Annotated in this window: 13 protein-coding genes; 7 read left to right on the top strand and 6 right to left on the bottom strand. The window is 63.8% G+C overall.

Annotation, left to right across the window (positions count from 1 at the left end):
* The first annotated feature begins 270 nt into the window (after positions 1-270).
* Positions 271-1692 carry a xanthine/uracil/vitamin C permease gene (locus tag DU505_RS04830; protein ID WP_114477843.1) on the top strand — a complete coding sequence of 474 codons (1422 nt, stop codon included), beginning with the start codon at positions 271-273 and terminating at the stop codon, positions 1690-1692.
* 73 nt (positions 1693-1765) lie between these two features.
* On the opposite strand, the gene nadE is transcribed toward DU505_RS04830, so the two are convergent.
* Complete coding sequence (gene nadE, locus DU505_RS23020) at positions 1766-3106, bottom strand: ammonia-dependent NAD(+) synthetase (RefSeq protein WP_114477842.1); 1341 nt, start codon at positions 3104-3106, stop codon at positions 1766-1768.
* Positions 3107-3272: 166 nt separating this feature from the next.
* Positions 3273-4046, bottom strand: coding sequence for a glycerophosphoryl diester phosphodiesterase (locus DU505_RS04820; RefSeq protein WP_114477841.1), 774 nt, complete (start codon positions 4044-4046; stop codon positions 3273-3275).
* A 137-nt stretch (positions 4047-4183) separates the two neighbouring features.
* Between DU505_RS04820 and DU505_RS04815 the strand changes: the two genes are divergently transcribed.
* Both DU505_RS04815 and DU505_RS04810 read left to right on the top strand, forming a co-directional pair.
* Complete coding sequence (locus tag DU505_RS04815; protein ID WP_114477840.1) at positions 4184-4744, top strand: hypothetical protein; 561 nt, start codon at positions 4184-4186, stop codon at positions 4742-4744.
* 126 nt (positions 4745-4870) lie between these two features.
* Complete coding sequence (locus DU505_RS04810; protein ID WP_114477839.1) at positions 4871-5848, top strand: NADPH:quinone reductase; 978 nt, start codon at positions 4871-4873, stop codon at positions 5846-5848.
* 91 nt (positions 5849-5939) lie between these two features.
* Here DU505_RS04810 and DU505_RS04805 read toward each other — a convergent pair whose 3' ends face one another.
* Positions 5940-6866: a MurR/RpiR family transcriptional regulator gene (locus DU505_RS04805; protein ID WP_114477838.1), complete on the bottom strand. Its 927-nt coding sequence runs from the start codon at positions 6864-6866 to the stop codon at positions 5940-5942.
* 294 nt (positions 6867-7160) lie between these two features.
* Here DU505_RS04805 and DU505_RS04800 point away from each other — a divergent pair, with 294 nt between their 5' ends.
* The 4 genes from DU505_RS04800 (at position 7161) to DU505_RS04785 (ending at position 13098) form a co-directional block, all read left to right on the top strand.
* On the top strand, positions 7161-7967 hold the full coding sequence (locus tag DU505_RS04800) for an enoyl-CoA hydratase/isomerase family protein (protein WP_114477837.1): 807 nt from the start codon (positions 7161-7163) through the stop codon (positions 7965-7967).
* A 20-nt stretch (positions 7968-7987) separates the two neighbouring features.
* The gene (locus DU505_RS04795; RefSeq protein WP_114477836.1) at positions 7988-10192 is read left to right on the top strand and encodes an acetate--CoA ligase family protein; all 2205 of its coding nucleotides are present in this window, start codon (positions 7988-7990) and stop codon (positions 10190-10192) included.
* Complete coding sequence (locus DU505_RS04790) at positions 10189-10998, top strand: enoyl-CoA hydratase-related protein (RefSeq protein ID WP_114477835.1); 810 nt, start codon at positions 10189-10191, stop codon at positions 10996-10998. Before DU505_RS04795 ends, DU505_RS04790 begins: the two co-directional genes overlap by 4 nt.
* A 222-nt stretch (positions 10999-11220) precedes the next feature.
* A complete protein-coding gene (locus tag DU505_RS04785; protein ID WP_114477834.1) occupies positions 11221-13098 on the top strand; it encodes an SLC13 family permease in 1878 nt (625 codons plus the stop codon).
* Between the two features lie 57 nt (positions 13099-13155).
* Here DU505_RS04785 and DU505_RS04780 read toward each other — a convergent pair whose 3' ends face one another.
* The 3 genes from DU505_RS04780 to betB form a co-directional block, all read right to left on the bottom strand.
* A complete protein-coding gene (locus DU505_RS04780; protein WP_114477833.1) occupies positions 13156-15603 on the bottom strand; it encodes an acyl-CoA dehydrogenase in 2448 nt (815 codons plus the stop codon).
* A 210-nt stretch (positions 15604-15813) separates the two neighbouring features.
* Positions 15814-17505, bottom strand: coding sequence for a choline dehydrogenase (betA, locus tag DU505_RS04775; RefSeq protein WP_114477832.1), 1692 nt, complete (start codon positions 17503-17505; stop codon positions 15814-15816).
* 216 nt (positions 17506-17721) lie between these two features.
* Positions 17722-19191, bottom strand: a complete 1470-nt coding sequence (betB, locus tag DU505_RS04770; protein ID WP_114477831.1) for a betaine-aldehyde dehydrogenase — start codon at positions 19189-19191, stop codon at positions 17722-17724.
* Positions 19192-19193 lie beyond the last annotated feature (2 nt).

Raw genomic sequence — 19193 nt, 5'->3', positions numbered from 1 at the left:
CGTTAACGTAAACTTCCCGAATTTTGCTTTGAACTTGTCGACAACTTCTGCCAATCGAAGCGGCCATGCCGGCGTGGAATGCGCTTTGCGCAGGATTTCTGAGTACTCTTTTGTAATGTTGTCGACAAGCTCCGGAAAGTGTCAGCTTGTCCACTCGTTCCATGGTCGAATGTTGCGCTGCGTCAGACACGCGTACAACCAAGCTCAGCCAAGAACAACAACAACCGACCAAGAGGACCGCTCAACAAACAGAACCGCTGAGGTGTCGACGTGCTGCTCAAACGCGAATACGGCCAGGAACATCCCTACTGGCCTCTGGGACCGTTCAAGGTCCGCCTGCCTTTCATCCACTTCAAGTGGGCCATTCCCGAAACCATCCAGGCCATGGTGATGTTCGTCATCTCCCTGGGCATGATCCCGCTGCTGGAGCAGTACCTGGGCGTGCCCTACGAGGTTGGCCTGGCCTTCGTGGTGGTATGCGGCATCGGCTTCATCCTGCCGCCGCTGCTGGGCGTACCCTTCATCGCCGGCTGGATCACTCCGGCCATTCCCGTGGTGTTGCTGTTCATCGGTCAATTCGAGCCGGGCCCCGAGGCGATGCGCGCCATGGTGGCGCTGCAGCTGATGGTCACCGCCATCTTCCTGTTCATGGCCGTCACGCGGCTGGGTAGCAAGCTGGTCAACAACGTGCCGGCCTCGATCAAGGCGGGGATTCTGCTCGGGGCGGGTATCGCGGCGATCAGCGGGGAAATCGTCGAGGGCGGTCGTCTCTACAACACGCCGATTTCGCTGGGCATCGGTGGGCTGATCACGCTCTACGTCCTCTTTTCGCTCTCCTTCCGTGACCTGGCCGAGAAGTATCGCTGGGCACGCAATATCGTTGCCTTCGGCATGGTGCCGGGCATGCTGATCACCATGGCGATCGGCTGGGGTGTTGGTGAGTACTCGATGCCGACGGTGGAGTGGGGTATTGCCGCGCCCGATTTCGCCGGTATCTGGGCCTATCTGCCGTTCTCCATCGGTGCGCCGGGCATCAAGCTGATGGTGGCAGCGATCCCCACCGCCATCATCGCCTACATCATCGCCTTCGGCGACATCGTGGTGGGCCAGACGCTGCTCAAGCGAGTCGATCACCTGCGCCCGGATGAGAAGATCGAGGTGAATATAGACCGGGTACACCTGATCACCGGCATCCGCAACCTGATGCACTCGCTGCTGGCCCCCTATCCCGGCCTGGCCGGGCCGCTGTTCACCGGTGGCATGGCGACGGTGACCGAGCGCTATCGCTATGGGCGCAAGACCATGGACACCATCTATTCCGGTACAGGCGTGTTCTGGATCGTTGGCTTCTTCGCGCTCTTCCTGCTGCCGCTGGTGACCTTCTTCCGCCCGGTATTGCCGATTGCGCTCTCCATCACCCTGCTGATAACCGGTTACCTCTGCATTGCGGTTGCCGTGGAGCAGATCAAGAACGCCACAGCCATGGGCGTGGCGGGCATCATGGGCGTCGTGCTGGCCACCCATGGCGCCGCCTGGGGGCTGGGCATCGGCCTGATTCTCTACTTCCTGATCGAGCACCGTGCGCGTGGTGCAAGGGAGGCGGAAGAGCAGGAGCCGATCCATGTCGAGGACGATATGGTGGTCGAGCGGGACGCGGAAGAACCCTTGCAGCCCGAGCCTTCTGCGCGCTGATCGCTCCTGAGCCATGACCAAGCGGGCCGACACCTCTGGTGTCGGCCCGATCTCCATGCTCCAAGGCTCGGATTTAGTCCGGAGCGATAGGCAACTGCCGCTTGTGCTCGGTGCGACGGTAGGTGTTTACGATGGTATCGAACGCGCGCTCGGAGACGTCCAGGTTCTCCAGGAAGGCGTCGATCTCCTCGTAGCTGACGCCGAGGGCCACCTCGTCGAGCTTCTGCGGCGCGAGGGACTCGAGATCGGCGGTTGGGGCCTTGTTCACCAGCGATTCCGGTGCGCCGAGGTGCTGCCCCAGCAGGCGCACCTGGCGCTTGGTCAGGCCGGTCAGAGGGGCGACGTCGCAGGCCCCATCGCCATACTTGGTGAAGAAGCCCATGAGCGCCTCGGCGGCCTGGTCGGTGCCGATGACGAGGCCGCTGCGAGTGCCGGCCACGGCGTATTGGGCCACCATGCGCTGGCGTGCCTTGATATTCCCCAGTACGAAGTCGCGCTGGCCGGGGTCCTCGAAGCTCAGGCCGCCGCTATCCAGCGATTCCAGCAGCGCATCGCTGGCTCCCTGGATGTTCACATCGAGCACTTCGTCAGGCTGGATGAAGGCCAGCGCCTTGTCGGCATCGTCGGCGTCCTGCTGTACGCCGTAGGGCAGGCGCATGGCGATGAACGTGGCCTGCTCGCCCTCATCGCGCCGTTGCTCCACAGCGAGCTGTGCCAGGCGACCCGCCACCGTGGAGTCGACGCCGCCGCTGATGCCCAGCACCAGCGTCGTCTGACCGCTCTCGTTCATGATCCGGCAGAGAAAGTCGCGGCGCCGCTCCATCTCATGCTGGGCTTCGATATCGGTGCGGGTCTGCAGCTGTGTCACGATGGCGCGCTGAACCGCCTGGTGCGAGCGTGTCTTTTCCGCTGGCGTCGTTGTGCTTTCGAGACACAGCCGATGGTAATGGGGCAGGCGTTCCAGGGCGTAGTGCGCCGCGGCCAGGCGCACTTCATTGCGTTCGCCGTCGAAGCGGCGAGTCTCGCAGTAATGGTAGTGATCTCCGCTGTGGCGAAACGCCCAGGCGAAGCAGACGGTGCCGATGGGCGTGTCATCATCGCCGGGATTGGGGCCGGCGATGCCGGTATTGGCCAGGGCCACGTTGGCATCGTTGTTGTTCAGGGCGCCGGCGGCCATCTCGCAGGCCACGGCTTCGCTGGTCAGCCCGTAGCGCTCGATGGTGTCGTAGCTGACACCGAGGTAGCGGTTCTTCGATTGCGGCGAATAGACCCCGAGCCCACAGTCGATGCTCTGGCCGCTGCCGGGCACCCGGGTCAGCTCCGAGATGATCAGCCCGGCGGTGCAGGACTCGGCGGTGGCGAGCCTCAGTTCATTGTCGATCAGATAATCCGTGATGCGATTCAGCAGTTCCATTGCTCCAACTCCTGTATGTCGGCTGGCCTTGATGTCAGGTCCACTCTAACCCTAGGACATTAGCCTCCAGGGGGGCGAGTCGAGAAGGCGTTGCGAACACGCCACAGCGTTGCCGGGCTGCTTATGCTTAAGCCGGTCTCCGAGGAGTGGCACTCGGCCGATTTGCCTAGCTGTCAACCAGGTCCGGGGGCGGTGCAATACCGGCGAAGCAGGCGGGATCGTCGCTGATGGCGCTGTCGACACCCCAGCGCCAGTGGCGAGCGAAAGCTGTCGGGTCGTTGGGGGTATAGCAGAGCAGTCGGTAGCCGGCATCCTTGATTTCCCGGGCACGCCGGGCGGTTAGGCGTGTCCAGTCGGTATGCACGCTGAAGGCATCGAGCGCCTTGCAGCGAGACTGCCAAGTCTGGGTGATGCTCTCGGTGAGGATGCCGATCGGCAGACGCGATGCGTCGGCCATCGACCTGGCGTGGTGCAGGGCCGCCAGGTCGAAGGACGAGAGGATGATGCGTTCAGGGGGGAGTGTCTCGAGCAGGCGTGGCACCACAGTATCGGCCAGTTCGGTGCCACTGCGGTTGCGCCCGACCTTGAGCTCCAGATTGACCCCCATGTCCAGGCTCGCCAACAGCTCCAGCATGTCGGCAAGCGTGGCCATGCGTTCACCGCGGAAGGCATCGCCGAACCAGGAGCCAACGTCGAGCCCGCGTGCCTCGTCCATGCTGAGCCGGGAGAGCCGGCCATGGCCATCCGAGCAGCGCTTGAGGGTCGGGTCGTGCCAGATTACCGGGGTACCGTCACCCAGCAGCTGGACGTCCAGCTCCACCCAGTGGCAACCGATGTCGAAGGCGGCACGCACGGCAGTCAGCGTGTTCTCGGGAGCGTGTGCGGAAAGCCCCCGGTGGGCGATAAGGCGGGGCAATGCGATGTTGGGGTGTGGCGGCATTCGTCGACTCCGTGAGGGCCTGAGCAGTCTATGGTCAACAGGTGACAGAATAGCGACTCTCGGCGCTCGTGGCACGGGCGGAGACGAGCCGGATTATGCTAGGCTTGCGGGCTTTGAACGATGCAGCGAGGCATGGCATGAAGGTGATGACCCCCGAGCGTGACGAACAGCGCGATGCCTGGCTGGCCAGGCTGTGTGCCGACATCTATGGTCGAGAGGCGGGGTTGACGCCCCTGGTCACCTTCTCGGGCGCGCGACAGGTGCTCTTCGCCCACGAAGCGGCTCGCCTCTGGGGGCTGGTGGACGATCAGGAGCGTCCCGGTGCCTTGGCGCTGCTGGTACTCGACGAATCGGGCGCGGGCATGGTCTTGGGGCTGAGCGCTTCCCCTAGCGGCGATCGCGAAAGTGAACGGCGGCTGATTCGTGAGCTCGCGCTCAAGGCCCCGCTGCGCGTGGAAGCCGCTGACCAGGATGCCGAAGCCTTCTACCGTCGCTGTGGTATCTCGCGCTGGTTTGCCGCTCCCGGTGGGCGCCGGATCGGTCTGGCCCAGGGACATCCGGCTCAGTCCATCAGCGACGTGGAACCGGCGCTGGATTTCGACGAGGCGGCGATTCTGCGCCGCTTCAAGCATGATCCCCGCTTCTTCGAGCAGGAAAAGGGGCGCTTCGTCGCTGCCCTGGCGGCGTTTCCCGGCTGAGAGTGTCCGGCAATCGCCGCGCTCCTTGACCGCTGCCGTTTTCGGCGTTTGGATGGGGACTGTCCTTCATCTTATTTCTTTCGCTCAACCGAACTCTTTCCACCACAGAACAAGGAACATGGCGCCATGGCCAAGCGTATCCAGTTTGCACGCACCGGAGGGCCGGAGGTTCTCGAACTGCTTGACGTCACCCCCACTGAGCCGGGACCCGGCGACGTTCGCATCCAGAACCACGCCATAGGCCTCAACTTCATCGATATCTATTTTCGTACCGGACTGTACCCCGCGCCGTCGCTGCCGTCCGGCCTGGGTACCGAAGGCGCCGGCGTGGTCGACGCCGTGGGTGAGGGCGTGACGCACCTCAAGGTGGGGGACCGTGTCGCCTACGCCCAGGGCCCGCTGGGGTCCTATGCCGACTATCATGTACTGCCCGCCGCCAAGGTGGTGGTGCTGCCTGAGGGCGTCGATGTGGAAACCGCAGCCGCCTGCATGCTCAAGGGGCTGACGGTGCAGTACCTGCTGCGCCAGACCTGCCCCCTCAAGGGTGGCGAGACGATTCTGTGGCACGCGGCGGCCGGCGGGGTTGGTTCGATTGCCTGCCAGTGGGCGAAGGCACTGGGCGTGAAGTTGATCGGCACCGTGAGTTCGCCTGAAAAGGCCGCTCTCGCCGAGAAAAACGGTGCCTGGGCGACCATCGACTATACCAAGGAAGATGTTGTCGAGCGGGTGCGTGAGCTGACCAATGGCGAGATGGTGGATGTGGTCTACGACTCGGTGGGCAAGGACACCTGGGAGATCTCGCTCGATTGCCTCAAGCCCCGTTCACTGATGGTCAGCTTCGGCAACGCCTCGGGAGCGGTCGAGGGGGTCAACATCGGCATTCTCAACCAGAAGGGCTCTCTCTTCGTGACCCGCCCCAGCCTGAACGGCTATGCCGACACCCGGGAGCGGCTGGAGATGATGGCCAATGAGCTGTTCGATATGCTCAAGAGCGGTAAGGTGACGATCGATATCGGCCAGAAATATTCCCTGGCCGAGGCGGGCAAGGCCCAGGAGGACCTGGCAAGCCGCAGGACCACCGGTTCCACTATCCTGATTCCCTGATCTGTTACCCGGGTCGGTACCGCCCACAACACTTTCTGATTCGCCTTGCGCCGCCGGTTCCTGTTTCAGGGCCGGCGGCGTCTTGCGTGCGCTACTCATTGCTGACATAGGCACCCATCTCACGCATTCGCGATTCGAAGCTCGCCACGTTATCGACCAGGCTGTCGGGGCCGAAGGCCACGCACTCGGCGAGCAGCACTTCGATCAGGGTGATGGCAGAAAGGATCGAGGGAAAGAAGTGCGGTGTGGCATTGGCCACTGTGAAGGTGATGGCGGCGCCGGGCACCAGAGGAGAGCGCAGTGTGTCGGTCACCACGATGGGCCGGACGCCATTGGCCCGGGCGATATCGAGGGCGCGCACCGTTTCGCCGCAATAGGGCTCGAAGCCGAAGGCCACCACCAGGTCCTTTTCGCCGAAGGGTGCCAGCTCGGTCAATAGTCCGCCTTCCTGACCCCGTATGAGCTGGATGTTGGGCATGGCGATACGGCCCACGTAGGCGAAGTGGTAGGCGCAGGCGAAGGTGTCTCGAAACCCCACCACGGCGATCTTTTCGGCGCCGAGCAGCATCCTGGCCGCATCGCGGACCCGGGCCTGGGTATCGGCGGTGAAGAGCCGGCCGATATTGTCGAAGGCCGCGTCGCCCACGTCGAGAAAGACCTGGTCATCGGTCTGGCTGGCCAGATTGCGCAGGTTGCTGGCTCGCCCGGATAGTTCAACCGGGCTCGCCTGCACCGCCGACTGGAATACCTCGCGAAACTGCTCGTAGCTGTCGAACCCCAACCGCTTGGCCAGGCGCACCAGTGTCGAGGCGGTTACCCGTGCCGCCGTCGCCGACTTGCGGATCGATTGGAAGGCGATTTCCACCGGATGTTCCAGCACATAGCCGGCGGCAAGCTTCAACTGCGGGCTGAGCTCCGGATAGGCGGCGGCCAGCTGCTGGTTCACTGTATCCAGATCCGATGGTGGGCCGGTCTCGTCATTCTGTGCGTCGGCGTTCTGCGGTTCCTGTTCCAGCACGTCGGTCTCCTGCAGGGGCGCGGTACCCCAGTGGCATGATGCGGGCGGCCGGTAGCCGTCGCTCGGCATTGTAACGCATGGACTTCGTCAATAAATGAAACATTTGTTTCTCGTTCTGTTGTTTTGCAATACGTGCGTATTGACGAGGGTCCGTGGCTTGGCTAGGATGCCAACAATACATCTGTGCCAATATGGTTTTCATAACGGTACGTTTGTTTCCGTCCGAGGTTGCGCTATCGGGCGTTATGCAGTCATTCACAGCCATCGTCGATCACTAGAGTGTCCGGTTCGCCCATGAGTCAACCCAGTTCCAGCTCCAGTCCCGAAACCCTGAATATCATCCATACGGGTGGCGTCATGGAGATACGCTTCAATCGCCCCCATCGCCTGAATGCCGTCGTGGAGACCCTCTATACCGATCTGCTGGCGGCGCTGGCCAGCGCCGAAGCGGATGACGACATTCGTGCCGTGATCCTGACCGGTGAGGGTCGCGCCTTCTGTGTCGGCGCCGACATGAAGGAGCATGGAGGCGCCAAGCGCACGCTGTTCCAGCGTCGTCAGTACCTGCAGCTCGGCAACGACGTCTGCGAAGCGATCTTGCGCCTGCGGAAGCCGGTGATTGCGGCCGTCAACGGCTATGCCCTGGGTGCCGGCGCCGAGATGGCGGTTTCCTGTGACTTCATCGTCATGGCCGACGAGGCACAGATCGGCTTCCCGGAGACCAGTATCGGTACCTGCGTGGGCGGCGGTGTTTCCAAGATCCTGCCCCAGCTGGTGGGCCTGAACATGGCGCGCCAGCTGCTGTTCACCGGCAGGCGTATCGATGGCGAGGAGGCGAAGCGGATCGGTCTGGCCACCTCGAGCTGGCCCCAGGATTCGCTGTTGAACGAGGCGCACCGCCTGGCGGGCGATCTGGCGAAGCAGGCTCCTGTCTCCATCGCCATGCTCAAGCGCCTGGTGAACCAGGGCGGACACACCGACCTGGAAGGGCAGCTGCAGCAGGAGCTGGACGCCGTCTTCACCTGTTCGACCACCGAAGACTGGCAGGAGGGCGTCGACGCCTTCGCCGAGAAACGTACCCCGAACTTCAAGGGCCAGTGACAGGCCAAGGTAAGCGAGACATGAATCCCATCGAAGGACATCTGCCGACCCGCAGCCCGCTGCACGACATCCTGGCGCCGACCGGCATTGCCGTGATCGGGGCTTCGAGCGACCCCACCAAGCGCGGCTACAAGGCCATGGTCGGCCTGGTCAAGGACGGCTACAAAGGCGATATCTACCCGATCAATCCCAAGGCTGACATGATCCTGGGGATCAAGGCGTGGCCCTCGGTGACGGCCATCCCGGGCAATCCCCAGCTCGCCCTGATCTGTACCCCGGCGGCCACCGTGCCTGCCCTCGTCGCCGAGTGCGGACGGCGTGGCATCAAGGGGGCGATCATCCTGGCAAGTGGCTTCGCCGAGACCGGCGACGAAGGGGCCGCCCTCGAGCGCGAGATGATGGCCAGGGCCGAGGCACACGGCGTGCGTATCATCGGCCCCAATACGTCGGGCGTGTTCAATCTGCACCACAGGATCAACCTGCTGGCGCTCGACAACGTCAAGGCGGGCGATGTGGGCATCATCTCCCAGTCCGGCAACATGCTGCTGTCGCTGGCGCTGGAGGCACAGCACAACGGCCAGGTAGGCTTCAGCACCTATGTGGGCCCGGGCAACCAGAGCGACATTGGCTTCAACGACTACCTTCGCTACCTGGGCGAGGATGAGAACACGCGGGTCGCCGCTCTTTATGTGGAAGGCTTTCGCGACGGTCGCAAGTTCCTGGAAGTGGCCCGGGAAGTCACCGCCATGAAACCGGTGGTGGTCTATAAGTCCGGCTCCACGGAGCAGGGCCAGAAAGCCGCCAGCTCCCATACCGGCGCCCTGGCCGGCAGCTACGCCATGACCGTGGACCTGCTGCGCCAGGCCGGGGTCAGCGTCGTACAGTATTCCGACGAGATCCTGCCGGTGGCCGAGGGGCTGGGGCTGTTGCAGAAGGCGCGGGGCAAGCGCGTGGCGGTGATCTCGGACGGCGGCGGCCAGGCGACCATCGCCTCGGACCGCCTGGCCGAGGCGGGACTCGAGCTTGCCGAACTCTCCGATACGACCCGTCAGCGCCTGCGCGACATCCTGATACCCCAGGCGTCCACCGTAAACCCGGTGGACGTGGCCGGCTCCACCGACGCCCACCCCTCCTTGCTGGCCACCTGCATGGAGATCGTTGCCGAGGACGACAATGTCGACAGCGTCTTCCTGGTCGGCATGTTCGGCGGCTACAGCATCCGCTTCGCCGAGTCGCTGCTGGGCGACGAGATGCGTGGCGCCGAGGCCATGGTGGATCTCTCCCATGCCACCACCAAGCCGCTGGTGATCTATAGCCTCTATACGCCGATCAAGCCGCCTGCCCTGCGCCGCCTGCATGAGGCAGGCCTGCCCATCTACGCCTCCATCGAGCAGTCGGTCAGGGTGCTGGCGGCCCTGGGCGAGCGCGGCCAGTACCTGGCGCAGAGCCATGGCCAGCCACCGGAAACCGCCGTGGAACCGAAGCCGGCGCTTTCCGCCCTGTTCGCGCAAGCCCAGGCCGAAGGGCGAGATCTCTTCGAGTACGAGGCCAAGCAGCTCTTGCGCGACCATGGTATCGATGTGCCCCTTGAACTGGTGGTTCGCAGTGAAGAGGAACTGGTCGAGGCCGCCGCCCGGTTCCGTGGTGCCGCCGGCGATACGCCGCTGGCCATGAAGGTGGTCTCCAGGGACATCCTGCACAAGTCCGACGCCGGTGGCGTCAAGCTCAACCTGGTTGGCGAGCAGGCGCTGCGGCAGGCCCGTGCGGAGATACTGGGTGCTTGTCGGGCCTACGATCCCGATGCCGAAATCGAAGGGATGCTGGTGACACCCATGGCCAGGAAGGGGGTGGAGGTCATCGTCGGTGTGATTCGGGACCCCATCTTCGGCCCGGTGCTGATGTTCGGCCTGGGTGGTATCTTTGTCGAGATACTCGAGGACGTGGCCTTCCGCTCGATACCGCTGACACGCCATGATGCGTGCAGCATGGTCGAGCAGATCAAGGCGAAGAAGATCCTTTCCGGGGTGCGTGGCGAGTCGGCCGTGGACAAGGGGGCCCTGGTCGACCTGCTGTTGACGGTATCGCGGATCGTCGAAGCCTATCCACAGCTTTCCGAGCTGGATCTCAATCCGGTGATTGCCCATGCCGATGGCTATGCCGTGGTGGATGCTCGGGTTATCGTGGATCGCACCATAGAGAGCACTGACAAGGAAGCCCACGCATGAGCCACTCCACGTCTCAACCGACTCTGACCGACGCGCGCCTGAGCCTGGAAGGGCGGGTGGCGACCTTGACCCTGGACCGCCATGACGTGCGTAACGCCCTGACCGGCACCGCCCTGGTGGATGACATCGTCGCCACCGCCGAGTGGGTCAACGACTGCGACGATGTCTCGGTACTGGTGATCACCGGCGAGGGCAGTGCCTTCTCGGCCGGTGGCAACGTCAAGGACATGGCCAGCCGCGGCGGCGACTTCGCCGGCGACGTGGCCGAGGTCGCCGCTCGCTACCGGCGTGGCATCCAGCGTATCCCGCTGGCCCTCCAGGCGGTGGAGGTGCCGATCATCGCAGCGGTCAACGGCCCGGCCATCGGCGCCGGCTTCGACCTGGCCAATATGGCGGATATCCGTATCGCCTCGAAAAAGGCGAAGTTCGGCGAGACCTTCCTCAACCTGGGCATTATCCCCGGTGACGGTGGTGCCTGGTTCATGCAGCGCCTGATCGGCTATCAGCGCGCCTTCGAGCTGACTCTCTCCGGCCGCGTGATCGATGCTGATGAAGCGAAGACGTACGGCATCGTGCTGGACGTCACCGAGCCGGACGCCTTGATGGAGCGTGTCGCAGAGCTTGCTGCCCGGATGGCCGCCCAGCCACCCAAGGCGACCCGTCTGACCAAGCGTTTGATGAAGATGGGCAGTCGCATGGAGCTCAAGGATTTCCTCGATGTCTGCGCGGTTTTCCAGGGGATGTGCCACAACGAGCCGGAACACCTGGATGCGGTGGATGCCATGCTGGAAAAGATGGCCAAATAGCGTTCTCTAGGAGCCTGTCGGACTTAACGCTGCGATAGACTTGTCTCGAAATCCAACTCTCTCGTGACGATCGGTCAAATCCGACAGGCTCCTAGGCAGACAACCCGGCTCAGTCCGGGTTTTTTGTGCCTCAGCGTAGGGCGGGATCCTGCGGAAAAGGCTGGATTTTTTCCCTGACTGCTGTTGTGCTGGAACGCATTGCAATCACAGGGAGGTGACCGGATGGCCGACCATACGCTGGTCTTCATCGTTCTCGGCCTGACCCTTGCCGCCTTCGTCTGGGGGCGCTTTCGCTACGACCTGGTGGCGCTGACGGCGCTGCTGGGGTCGGTCATGCTGGGCCTGGTGCCGGGCGACCAGGCGTTTCTGGGCTTTGGCCATCCTGCGGTGATCACCGTTGCTGCGGTACTGGTAGTGAGCCGCGGCTTCGAGCGTTCCGGGGTCGTGGACGTGATCGCCGAGCAGGTACTCAAGGTCGGCGACCGCCTCTTCCTGCAACTGGTGGCGTTGAGCGTTACCGTCGTGGTCCTCTCCGGCTTCATGAATAATGTCGGTGCCTTGGCGCTGTTGCTGCCCGTGGCCATGCGACTGGCGCGAGAGCACGACACCTCTCCCTCCCTGCTGCTGATGCCGCTGGCCTTTGGCTCACTGCTGGGTGGACTCACTACCCTGATCGGCACTCCGCCCAATATCATCATCGCCAGCTACCGTCGCTCGGTTTCCGGCGAGGCATTCGGTTTGTTCTCCTTTTCGCCGGTCGGCGTGGCGGTGGCCTTGGCCGGGCTGGCCTTCATTCTGCTGATTGGTTGGCGGCTGGTCCCCCAGCGCGCCGGTAAGGCGTCCACCGAGGCGATGTTCGATACCGCCAACTACCTGGTCGAGCTCAAGGTCGGCGAGGACTCCAAGGCCAACGGACTGACCCTGCGTGAGCTGCAGCAGGAGCTGGAAGAAACCATCCCGGTACTGGCGGTAGTCCGCGATGACAAGCGTCGCGCCGGCCATGCCTTCTTCGGCGTGCTCAGGGAGGGCGATATTATCATGCTGGAGGCGGGCCCCGAGGAGATGAAGCTGCTGGAGGACAAGGCGGGGCTCTCGCTCGGCGCCGAGCCTGAAGAGGATGAAGTATCGGCCGACGAGACGGCTTCTCGGGAGAGCGGCGCGGAGCCGGTGCAAGAGAATCCGGGGAAGCAGCACCGCAAGGAGAAGAAAGAGAAGAAGGAAAAGAAAAAGGAGGTTGATACCGAGGGGCTTGAACTGGTCGAGGCGGTGGTGCGAACCGACTCCATGATGGTTAATCGTACCGTGAGCCAGTTACGCCTGCACAACCAGTTCGGGTTGCATCTGGTGGCGGTAGCTCGGGACGGGGGCCGCCTCAAGCAACGCCTTCGTGATATTCGTTTTCGTGCTGGCGACGTCCTGCTGCTACAGGGTGGCGAGAGCGAGCTCTCCGAGAGCTTGGCAACGCTGGGGTGCTTGCCTCTGGCGAGCCGCAATCTGGCGCTGGGCCAGCCGCGCATGCTGCTGGTATCACTGGGTATCTTTGCGGCAGCCATCCTGGCCATTCTGCTGGGGGTCCTGCCCGCGGCAGTGGCTCTTTCGAGTGCGGCACTGATCTCGCTGTTGGTGGGAGTGCTGCCGTTGCGTGACGGCTACCAGGCCATCGACGGCCCTGTAATCGTGCTGCTTGCCGCCATGATTCCGGTGGGGCAGGCGCTGGAGACCACTGGCGGCGCGGCGCTGATCGCAGAGGCGATGCTGGTATGGGGGGGGGAGTGGCCCGCAGTGGTTACCCTGGTAGGGCTCTTCGTGATCACCATGATGCTGTCGGATGTTATCAACAACGCGGCGGCTGCCGTTCTGATGGCACCCATAGCCGTCAGCCTGGCCAACGGTTTCGATGCATCGATGGATCCATTCCTCATGGTTGTGGCAGTCAGCGCCTCTTGCGCTTTCCTGACACCCATCGGCCACCAGTCCAATACCCTGGTGATGGGCCCAGGCGGTTACCGCTTCGGTGATTACTGGCGCATGGGGCTGCCGCTCGAGCTGGTGGTGCTGGTGGTGGCGATACCGATGATCTTGATGGTATGGCCGCTGTAGCATGAAACGAGAGCGCCCCGGTATTGCCGGGGCGCTTTCATGGTATGCCGTAAGCGATCAGGCGGCGTTGTGGCGCAGAATGTTATCCTTGTCGGTGGCGAACTCGTCGTATTCGAAGTCGTCGACGCTGAGCATCTCCAGCACTTCCGCCTCGAAGGTGCGCATGAAGACCGCATCCTCCTCGGAAATGATCCCTGCCTCGAGACCCGCTTCAACACGCTGCTCCGGATGCAGGGCATACATCGGCAGCTCCCCCTTGGCGAAGGCCTTGTTGAGTGTGCGATAGAGCCCCTCGGCACGGTCGTACTCGTGCAGCAGGGCGTTGTAGTGGGCGAGGGGATTGTCCTTGACGCCATCCTGGGCGTCCCAGGTGTTGCGTAGCAGCTTGGTGCGCAGCGCGCTGTCCCGGGATACCGCCTGGGCGATCTCTCGGGTCAGGGTATCGTGGGGGCGCTTCCAGCGACGCCCGAGCGGCATCACCACCGCACGAAGTGTGCCCGCGAGAATACGATTTGGCATATTGTCGAACAGTTCGTCCAGCGCCTGTTCAGCACGCTCCAGCAGGAAGGTGCAGCTGTAATGCAACAGCGCGGCCTCACCCTCGACCTTGTCGCCTTCCTTCCAGCTCTTGAGCACCATGGAGGCCAGGTAGAGGTTGGATAGTACGTCGCCCAGCCGCGCCGACAGAAGCTCGCGCTGCTTCAATGAGGAGCCCAGGCTGGCCATGGCGGCATCGGCACAGAGCCCGAAACCGGCGGAAATCCGGTTGATGTCCTTGGCATAGGGCGCGGCGGTGGCATCGAAGGGGACACTGCCCTTGCCGATACCAAAGGCCAGAGTGAACGCCCGTGCCACGTTGCCGAAAATCAGCCCGGCATGGCCGAAGAAGGCACGGTCGAAGGCCTTGAGGTCGTCGGTATCCATGGCGGCCAGCTCCTCCAGGACGAAGGGGTGGCAGCGTATGGCGCCCTGCCCGAAGATCATCAGGTTGCGGGTCATGATGTTGGCGCCCTCCACCGTGATGGAGACCGGGTTGCTGCTGTAGCCGATGCCGATGTAGTTGCGTGGCCCCAGGGTCACGGCCTTGCCGCCATGGATGTCCATGGCGTGGGAGAGAGCGTCACGCTGGAATTCGGTGAGCTGGCTCTTGAGGATCGCCGAGGGCACCGAGGGCTTCTCGCCGCGATCGATGGTATTGGCGGTCTGGTAGACGGCGGCCTGGGCGATATAGCCCAGGGCGGCCATGCGAGCCAGGGGCTCCTGAACGCCTTCCATCTCGGCCACGGGGACATTGAACTGACGGCGAACCCGGGCGAATCCGCCGGTCCAGCCGAGGGCGTAGCGAATGGTGCCGCTGGCCCCGGAGGGCAGGGTGATGCAGCGGCCGATGGAGAGGCACTCCACCAGCATGCGCCAGCCCTGGCCGATCATCTCGGTGCCGCCGATGATGGTGTCCAGCGGTACGAAGACATCCTTGCCCTTGATGGGGCCATTGAGGAACGGGCTACCGATGGGATGATGACGGCGACCGATTTCCATGCCGGCCGTGTCGCGGGGCACCAGGGCGAGGGTGATGCCGCGGTCTTCCTCATCACCCAGCAGGTGGTCCGGGTCGAACAAGCGAAAGGCCAATCCGACCACGGTGGCAATGGGTGCCAGGGTGATCCAGCGCTTCTCGAAGTTGAGGCGCAGGCCCAGCACCTCCTTGCCGTCGACGAGCTCCTTGCAGACAATGCCGGTGTCGGGCAGTGAGGTGGCGTCGCTGCCGGCCCGCGGCCCGGTGAGGCCGAAACAGGGAATCTCGCGACCGTCGGCCAGCCGGGGCAGGTAGTGATCCTTCTGCTGCTGGGTACCGTACTTGAGCAGCAATTCGCCTGGCCCCAGGGAGTTGGGCACGCCCACCGTGATCATCAGCATCTCGTTGATGGTCAGCTTCTGCAGCACCATGGACTGGGCCTTGGCGGAAAAGCCCAGGCCGCCATACTCCTTGGGAATGATCATGCCGAAGAAGCCCTCTTTCTTGAGGTACTGCCACAGTGCCTCCGGGAGGTCGGCGCGCTCCTTGGCGATTTCCCAGCTATTGCACATGCCGGCGGCGACCGAGCACTGGTTATCGAGAAAGGCCTGCTCCTCGTTGCTCAGGCCATCGTCGCGATAACGCATCAGGCTGGTCCACTGCGGCCGACCCGAGAACAGCTCCCCATCCCATGCCACGGTGCCGGCCTCCAGGGCGGTACGCTCGGTTTCGGAAACCCGCGGAGCTACCTTCTTGAACATCGCGAACAGACGCGGGGATAGCCACTGGATGCGCAGGGCCGGAAGCCCGGCGGCGGCAACGCCAGCGGCACCGATCAGCAGCAGCAGGCCAAGGATCGGGGAGCCCAGGAGCAGGCCGACCAAGCCGAGTACGGCCAGTACCGCCAAGGCGGGTACGGCGCCGGCTTCGCGGCGCATGACCACCAGGAGTCCGACAATCGTCAGCAGGAGCAGTATCAGGGTGAGCATGCCTCGTCTCCGTTGGGAATGGCGTTTCGAACAGTTGTTTGAATTTACTAGCCTAGCCGATCATGTCGTGGGTGACCAGCCCCTACTTGTAGCAGCTATGTCTCTTGGCGGCCATTTCTTGGAGAGCTGTGTCTTGCAGGGGCGTATCGGAGACACACATGCAAGAGCGCCCCGCAGGGCGGGGCGCTAACGGTGGGACAGGTTTCCGTTTCAGTAGAGTCGGCGCTCGGGTTCCATGCGCGCCGGAATGCCTTGCGCGACGAAGTAGGGGGCGGCCGAGCGCGGTAGCGGTTCACGTCCACGTATCTTGTCGGCCAGCTTTTCGGCCAGCATGATCGTCGGCGCATTGAGGTTACCGGTGGGTATGACCGGAAACAGCGAGGCGTCCACGACGCGCAATCCCTCGAGGCCGTGCACGCGACCGCTGCCATCGACTACCGCCATCTCATCGTTCCCCATGCGACAGCTGCCGCAGGGATGATAGGCGGTTTCGGCGTGTTCGCGCACGAAAGCGTCGAGCGCTTCATCGGAATCGACGTTCGGTCCCGGTGACACTTCCCTTCCACGGTAGGCATCCATGGCGGGCTGGGCGATGATCTCCCGGGTCAAGCGGATGGCGTCGCGGAACTCCTGCCAGTCCTTTTCCTGCGACATGTAGTTGAACAGGATGCTGGGCGCGGCCTCGGGGTCCCGGGACGTCAGCCGAATCCTGCCCCGGCTCTCCGAGCGCATGGACCCGACGTGGGCCTGGAAGCCGTGGGCCTGTACCGCGCTCTTGCCGTTGTAGCTGATGGCGATGGGCAGGAAGTGATACTGCAGGTTGGGCCACGCTTCGTCGTCGTTGCTGCGGATGAAGCCCGCTGCCTCGAACTGGTTGCTGGCGCCGACGCCGGTGCCCTTGAACAGCCACTCGGCGCCGATCTTGGGCTGGTTGTACCATTTCAGCGCGGGATAAAGGGAAATCGGCTGCGTGCATTCGTACTGGATATACATCTCCAGGTGGTCCTGGAGGTTCTCGCCGACGCCGGGCAGGGCGTGGACCACCGGGATGTCGAGCTCACGCAGATGTTCGGGGTTGCCGACGCCGGAGCGTTGCAGGATCTGCGGCGAGGCGATGGCACCGGCACACAGCAGCACCTCGCGGCGGGCGCGGACCTGGTGGGGCTGGCCGCGGCGCAGGTAGCGCACACCCACGGCGCGCTTGCTCTCGAACTCGATCACGTCCGTGGTGGCGTGGGTCTCGATGGTGAGGTTCTCGCGCTGCTTGGCCTGGTCGAGATAGCCGCGAGCGGTGGAGGCGCGGCGCCCCTTGGGCGTGACGAAACGGTCCATGGGGCCGAACCCCTCCTGCTGGTAGCCGTTCACGTCGGGTGTCTCGGGATAGCCGGCCTGCACGGCGGCATCGATAAAGGTCCGATACAGCGGATTGTTATCGGCCTTCGGGGTTGTCACGGAGACTGGGCCGTCGCCACCATGGTAGTCGTCGGGTCCGATATCGCGGGATTCGGCCTTGCGGAAATAGGGCAGGCAGTCGGCATAGGACCAGTCGGTCAGGCCGGGCAGGCTGGCCCAGTGGTCGTAGTCCAGCGCATTGCCGCGGATGTAGCACATGCCATTGATCAGCGACGAGCCGCCTAGCCCCTTGCCACGGCCGCACTCCATGCGGCGGTTGTCCATATGCGGCTCGGGGTCGGTCTCGAAGGCCCAGTTGTAGCGCTTGCCCTGCAGCGGGTAGGCCAGTGCCGCCGGCATCTGGGTGCGGAAGTCGAGACGATAGTCGGGGCCGCCGGCTTCCAGTAGCAGTACGCTGACCTCGGGGTCTTCCGTAAGCCGGGCGGCAAGCACGTTGCCGGCCGAGCCGGCGCCGATGATGATGTAGTCGAATTCGCGAATCTGGGACATGACGATCTCCCCAAGGCTGAAACGGAAGTGGGCGTCGGGCTGCCGCAGCCTAGCCCGCGGCTGATCCGCGGACAGGTCTACGAGGGGGCGCTGTGAATCCTTCCCTGGACGCTACCGATGCCATCCCTGGCATCGGACCCCCTCTACGACCTGTCCCCGGCGCCGCTCATCTTGCTGGCCGCAGCATACACACGGCCTGTCGCTCGAGATCTTGGCTTAGAACACCGACTCGAAGGGGCCCATCTCCACCTGCACCGATTTGGTCTGGGTGTAGTGGGCCAGTGTCTCGATGCCATTCTCGCGGCCCACACCGGACTGCTTGTAGCCGCCCACCGGCATCTCGGCCGGCGACTCGCCCCAGGTGTTGATCCAGCAGATGCCGGCTTCAAGGCGGTGGATGGTGCGGTGCGCCCGGGAGAGGCTCTCGGTGAAAACGCCCGCGGCCAGCCCGTAGTGGGTGTCGTTGGCGCGCCGGATCAACTCTTCGTCGTCATCGAAGGCGAGTATCGCCATCACCGGGCCGAAGATCTCCTCTCGCACGATGCGCATCTCGTCACTGCAATCGGTGAAAACGGTGGGCGCTGCCCAGGCGCCCCTAGCGAAGGCGCCCTCTGCCATCGGTTCGCCGCCGATCAGTAGCCGGGCACCCTCCTGCTTGCCCAGCTCGATGTAGGAGAGCACCTTTTCCTGATGGCCATAGCTCACCAGGGGGCCGAAATTGGTCACGGGGTCGAGCGGGTCGCCGGCCCTGATACGGGCCACGCGCTCGGCGATTTTCCCCTCGAAGGCCGCCTTCACGGAGCGATGGACGAAGACGCGAGTGCCATTGGTGCAGATCTGGCCACTGGAATAGAAGTTGGCCATCATCGCCGCATCTGCGGCACGGTCCAGGTCGGCGTCGGCAAAGACGATCAGCGGCGACTTCCCGCCGAGCTCCATGGTCACGTCCTTGAGGCTCGAGCCCCCGGCTGCGGCCATCACCTTCTTGCCAGTGCCCACCTCGCCGGTAAAGGACACCTTGTCGATGCCAGGGTGCCCGGTCAGCATCTGTCCCACACGGCCATCGCCCTGGACAATATTGAAGACGCCATCCGGCAGCCCGGCCTCGGTGAAGATCTCGGCCAGCTTCATGGCGGTCAAAGGCGTGACTTCGCTGGGCTTGAGCACCACGGCATTGCCCGCGGCCAGCGCCGGGGCTGCCTTCCAGCAGGCGATCTGGATGGGGTAGTTCCAGGCCGCGATGGCGCCGATCACACCCAGTGGCTCGCGGCGGGTATAGACGAAGGACGACTCGCGAAGGGGAATCTGGCTACCCTCGATGGCGGGGGCCAGGCCGGCATAATATTCGATGACATCGGCACCGGTGACGATATCCACGGCGGCGGTTTCGCTAATCGGCTTGCCGGTATTGCGTGTCTCCAGCTCGGCGATCTCGTCATTACGCTCGCGTAGCAAGGCGACCGCACGGTTGAGGATGCGTCCGCGCTCCATGCCGGTCATGGCCGCCCAGACGCGCTGGCCCTTGCGAGCCGCAGCGACGGCGCTGTCCACATCCGCTTGTGAAGCCTGCTGCACCCTGGCGAGAAGGCTGCCGTCATAGGGGTTATGGACGTCGAAGGCCTCGCCGGAAGTGGCGTCCACCCGGCGGCCGTCGATATAGAGTGTTTCGGTGTCGAGGCTTGCCATGG

The sequence above is a fragment of the Billgrantia montanilacus genome (genome assembly GCF_003336675.1).
Taxonomy (GTDB): Bacteria; Pseudomonadota; Gammaproteobacteria; order Pseudomonadales; family Halomonadaceae; genus Halomonas; species Halomonas montanilacus.
This window is presented reverse-complemented; position numbering and strand designations above follow the sequence as displayed.

Bases quoted from the DNA above. Each gene is read 5' to 3' on its own strand.
- betA (WP_114477832.1), bottom strand. From the start codon at position 17,505: ATGTCCCAGATTCGCGAATTCGACTACATCATCATCGGCGCCGGCTCG.
- DU505_RS04780 (WP_114477833.1), bottom strand. From the start codon at position 15,603: ATGCTCACCCTGATACTGCTCCTGCTGACGATTGTCGGACTCCTGGTG.
- DU505_RS04800 (WP_114477837.1), top strand. From the start codon at position 7,161: ATGAGTCAACCCAGTTCCAGCTCCAGTCCCGAAACCCTGAATATCATC.
- betB (WP_114477831.1), bottom strand. From the start codon at position 19,191: ATGGCAAGCCTCGACACCGAAACACTCTATATCGACGGCCGCCGGGTG.
- DU505_RS04810 (WP_114477839.1), top strand. From the start codon at position 4,871: ATGGCCAAGCGTATCCAGTTTGCACGCACCGGAGGGCCGGAGGTTCTC.
- nadE (WP_114477842.1), bottom strand. From the start codon at position 3,106: ATGGAACTGCTGAATCGCATCACGGATTATCTGATCGACAATGAACTG.
- DU505_RS04785 (WP_114477834.1), top strand. From the start codon at position 11,221: ATGGCCGACCATACGCTGGTCTTCATCGTTCTCGGCCTGACCCTTGCC.
- DU505_RS04790 (WP_114477835.1), top strand. From the start codon at position 10,189: ATGAGCCACTCCACGTCTCAACCGACTCTGACCGACGCGCGCCTGAGC.
- DU505_RS04795 (WP_114477836.1), top strand. From the start codon at position 7,988: ATGAATCCCATCGAAGGACATCTGCCGACCCGCAGCCCGCTGCACGAC.
- DU505_RS04815 (WP_114477840.1), top strand. From the start codon at position 4,184: ATGAAGGTGATGACCCCCGAGCGTGACGAACAGCGCGATGCCTGGCTG.
- DU505_RS04820 (WP_114477841.1), bottom strand. From the start codon at position 4,046: ATGCCGCCACACCCCAACATCGCATTGCCCCGCCTTATCGCCCACCGG.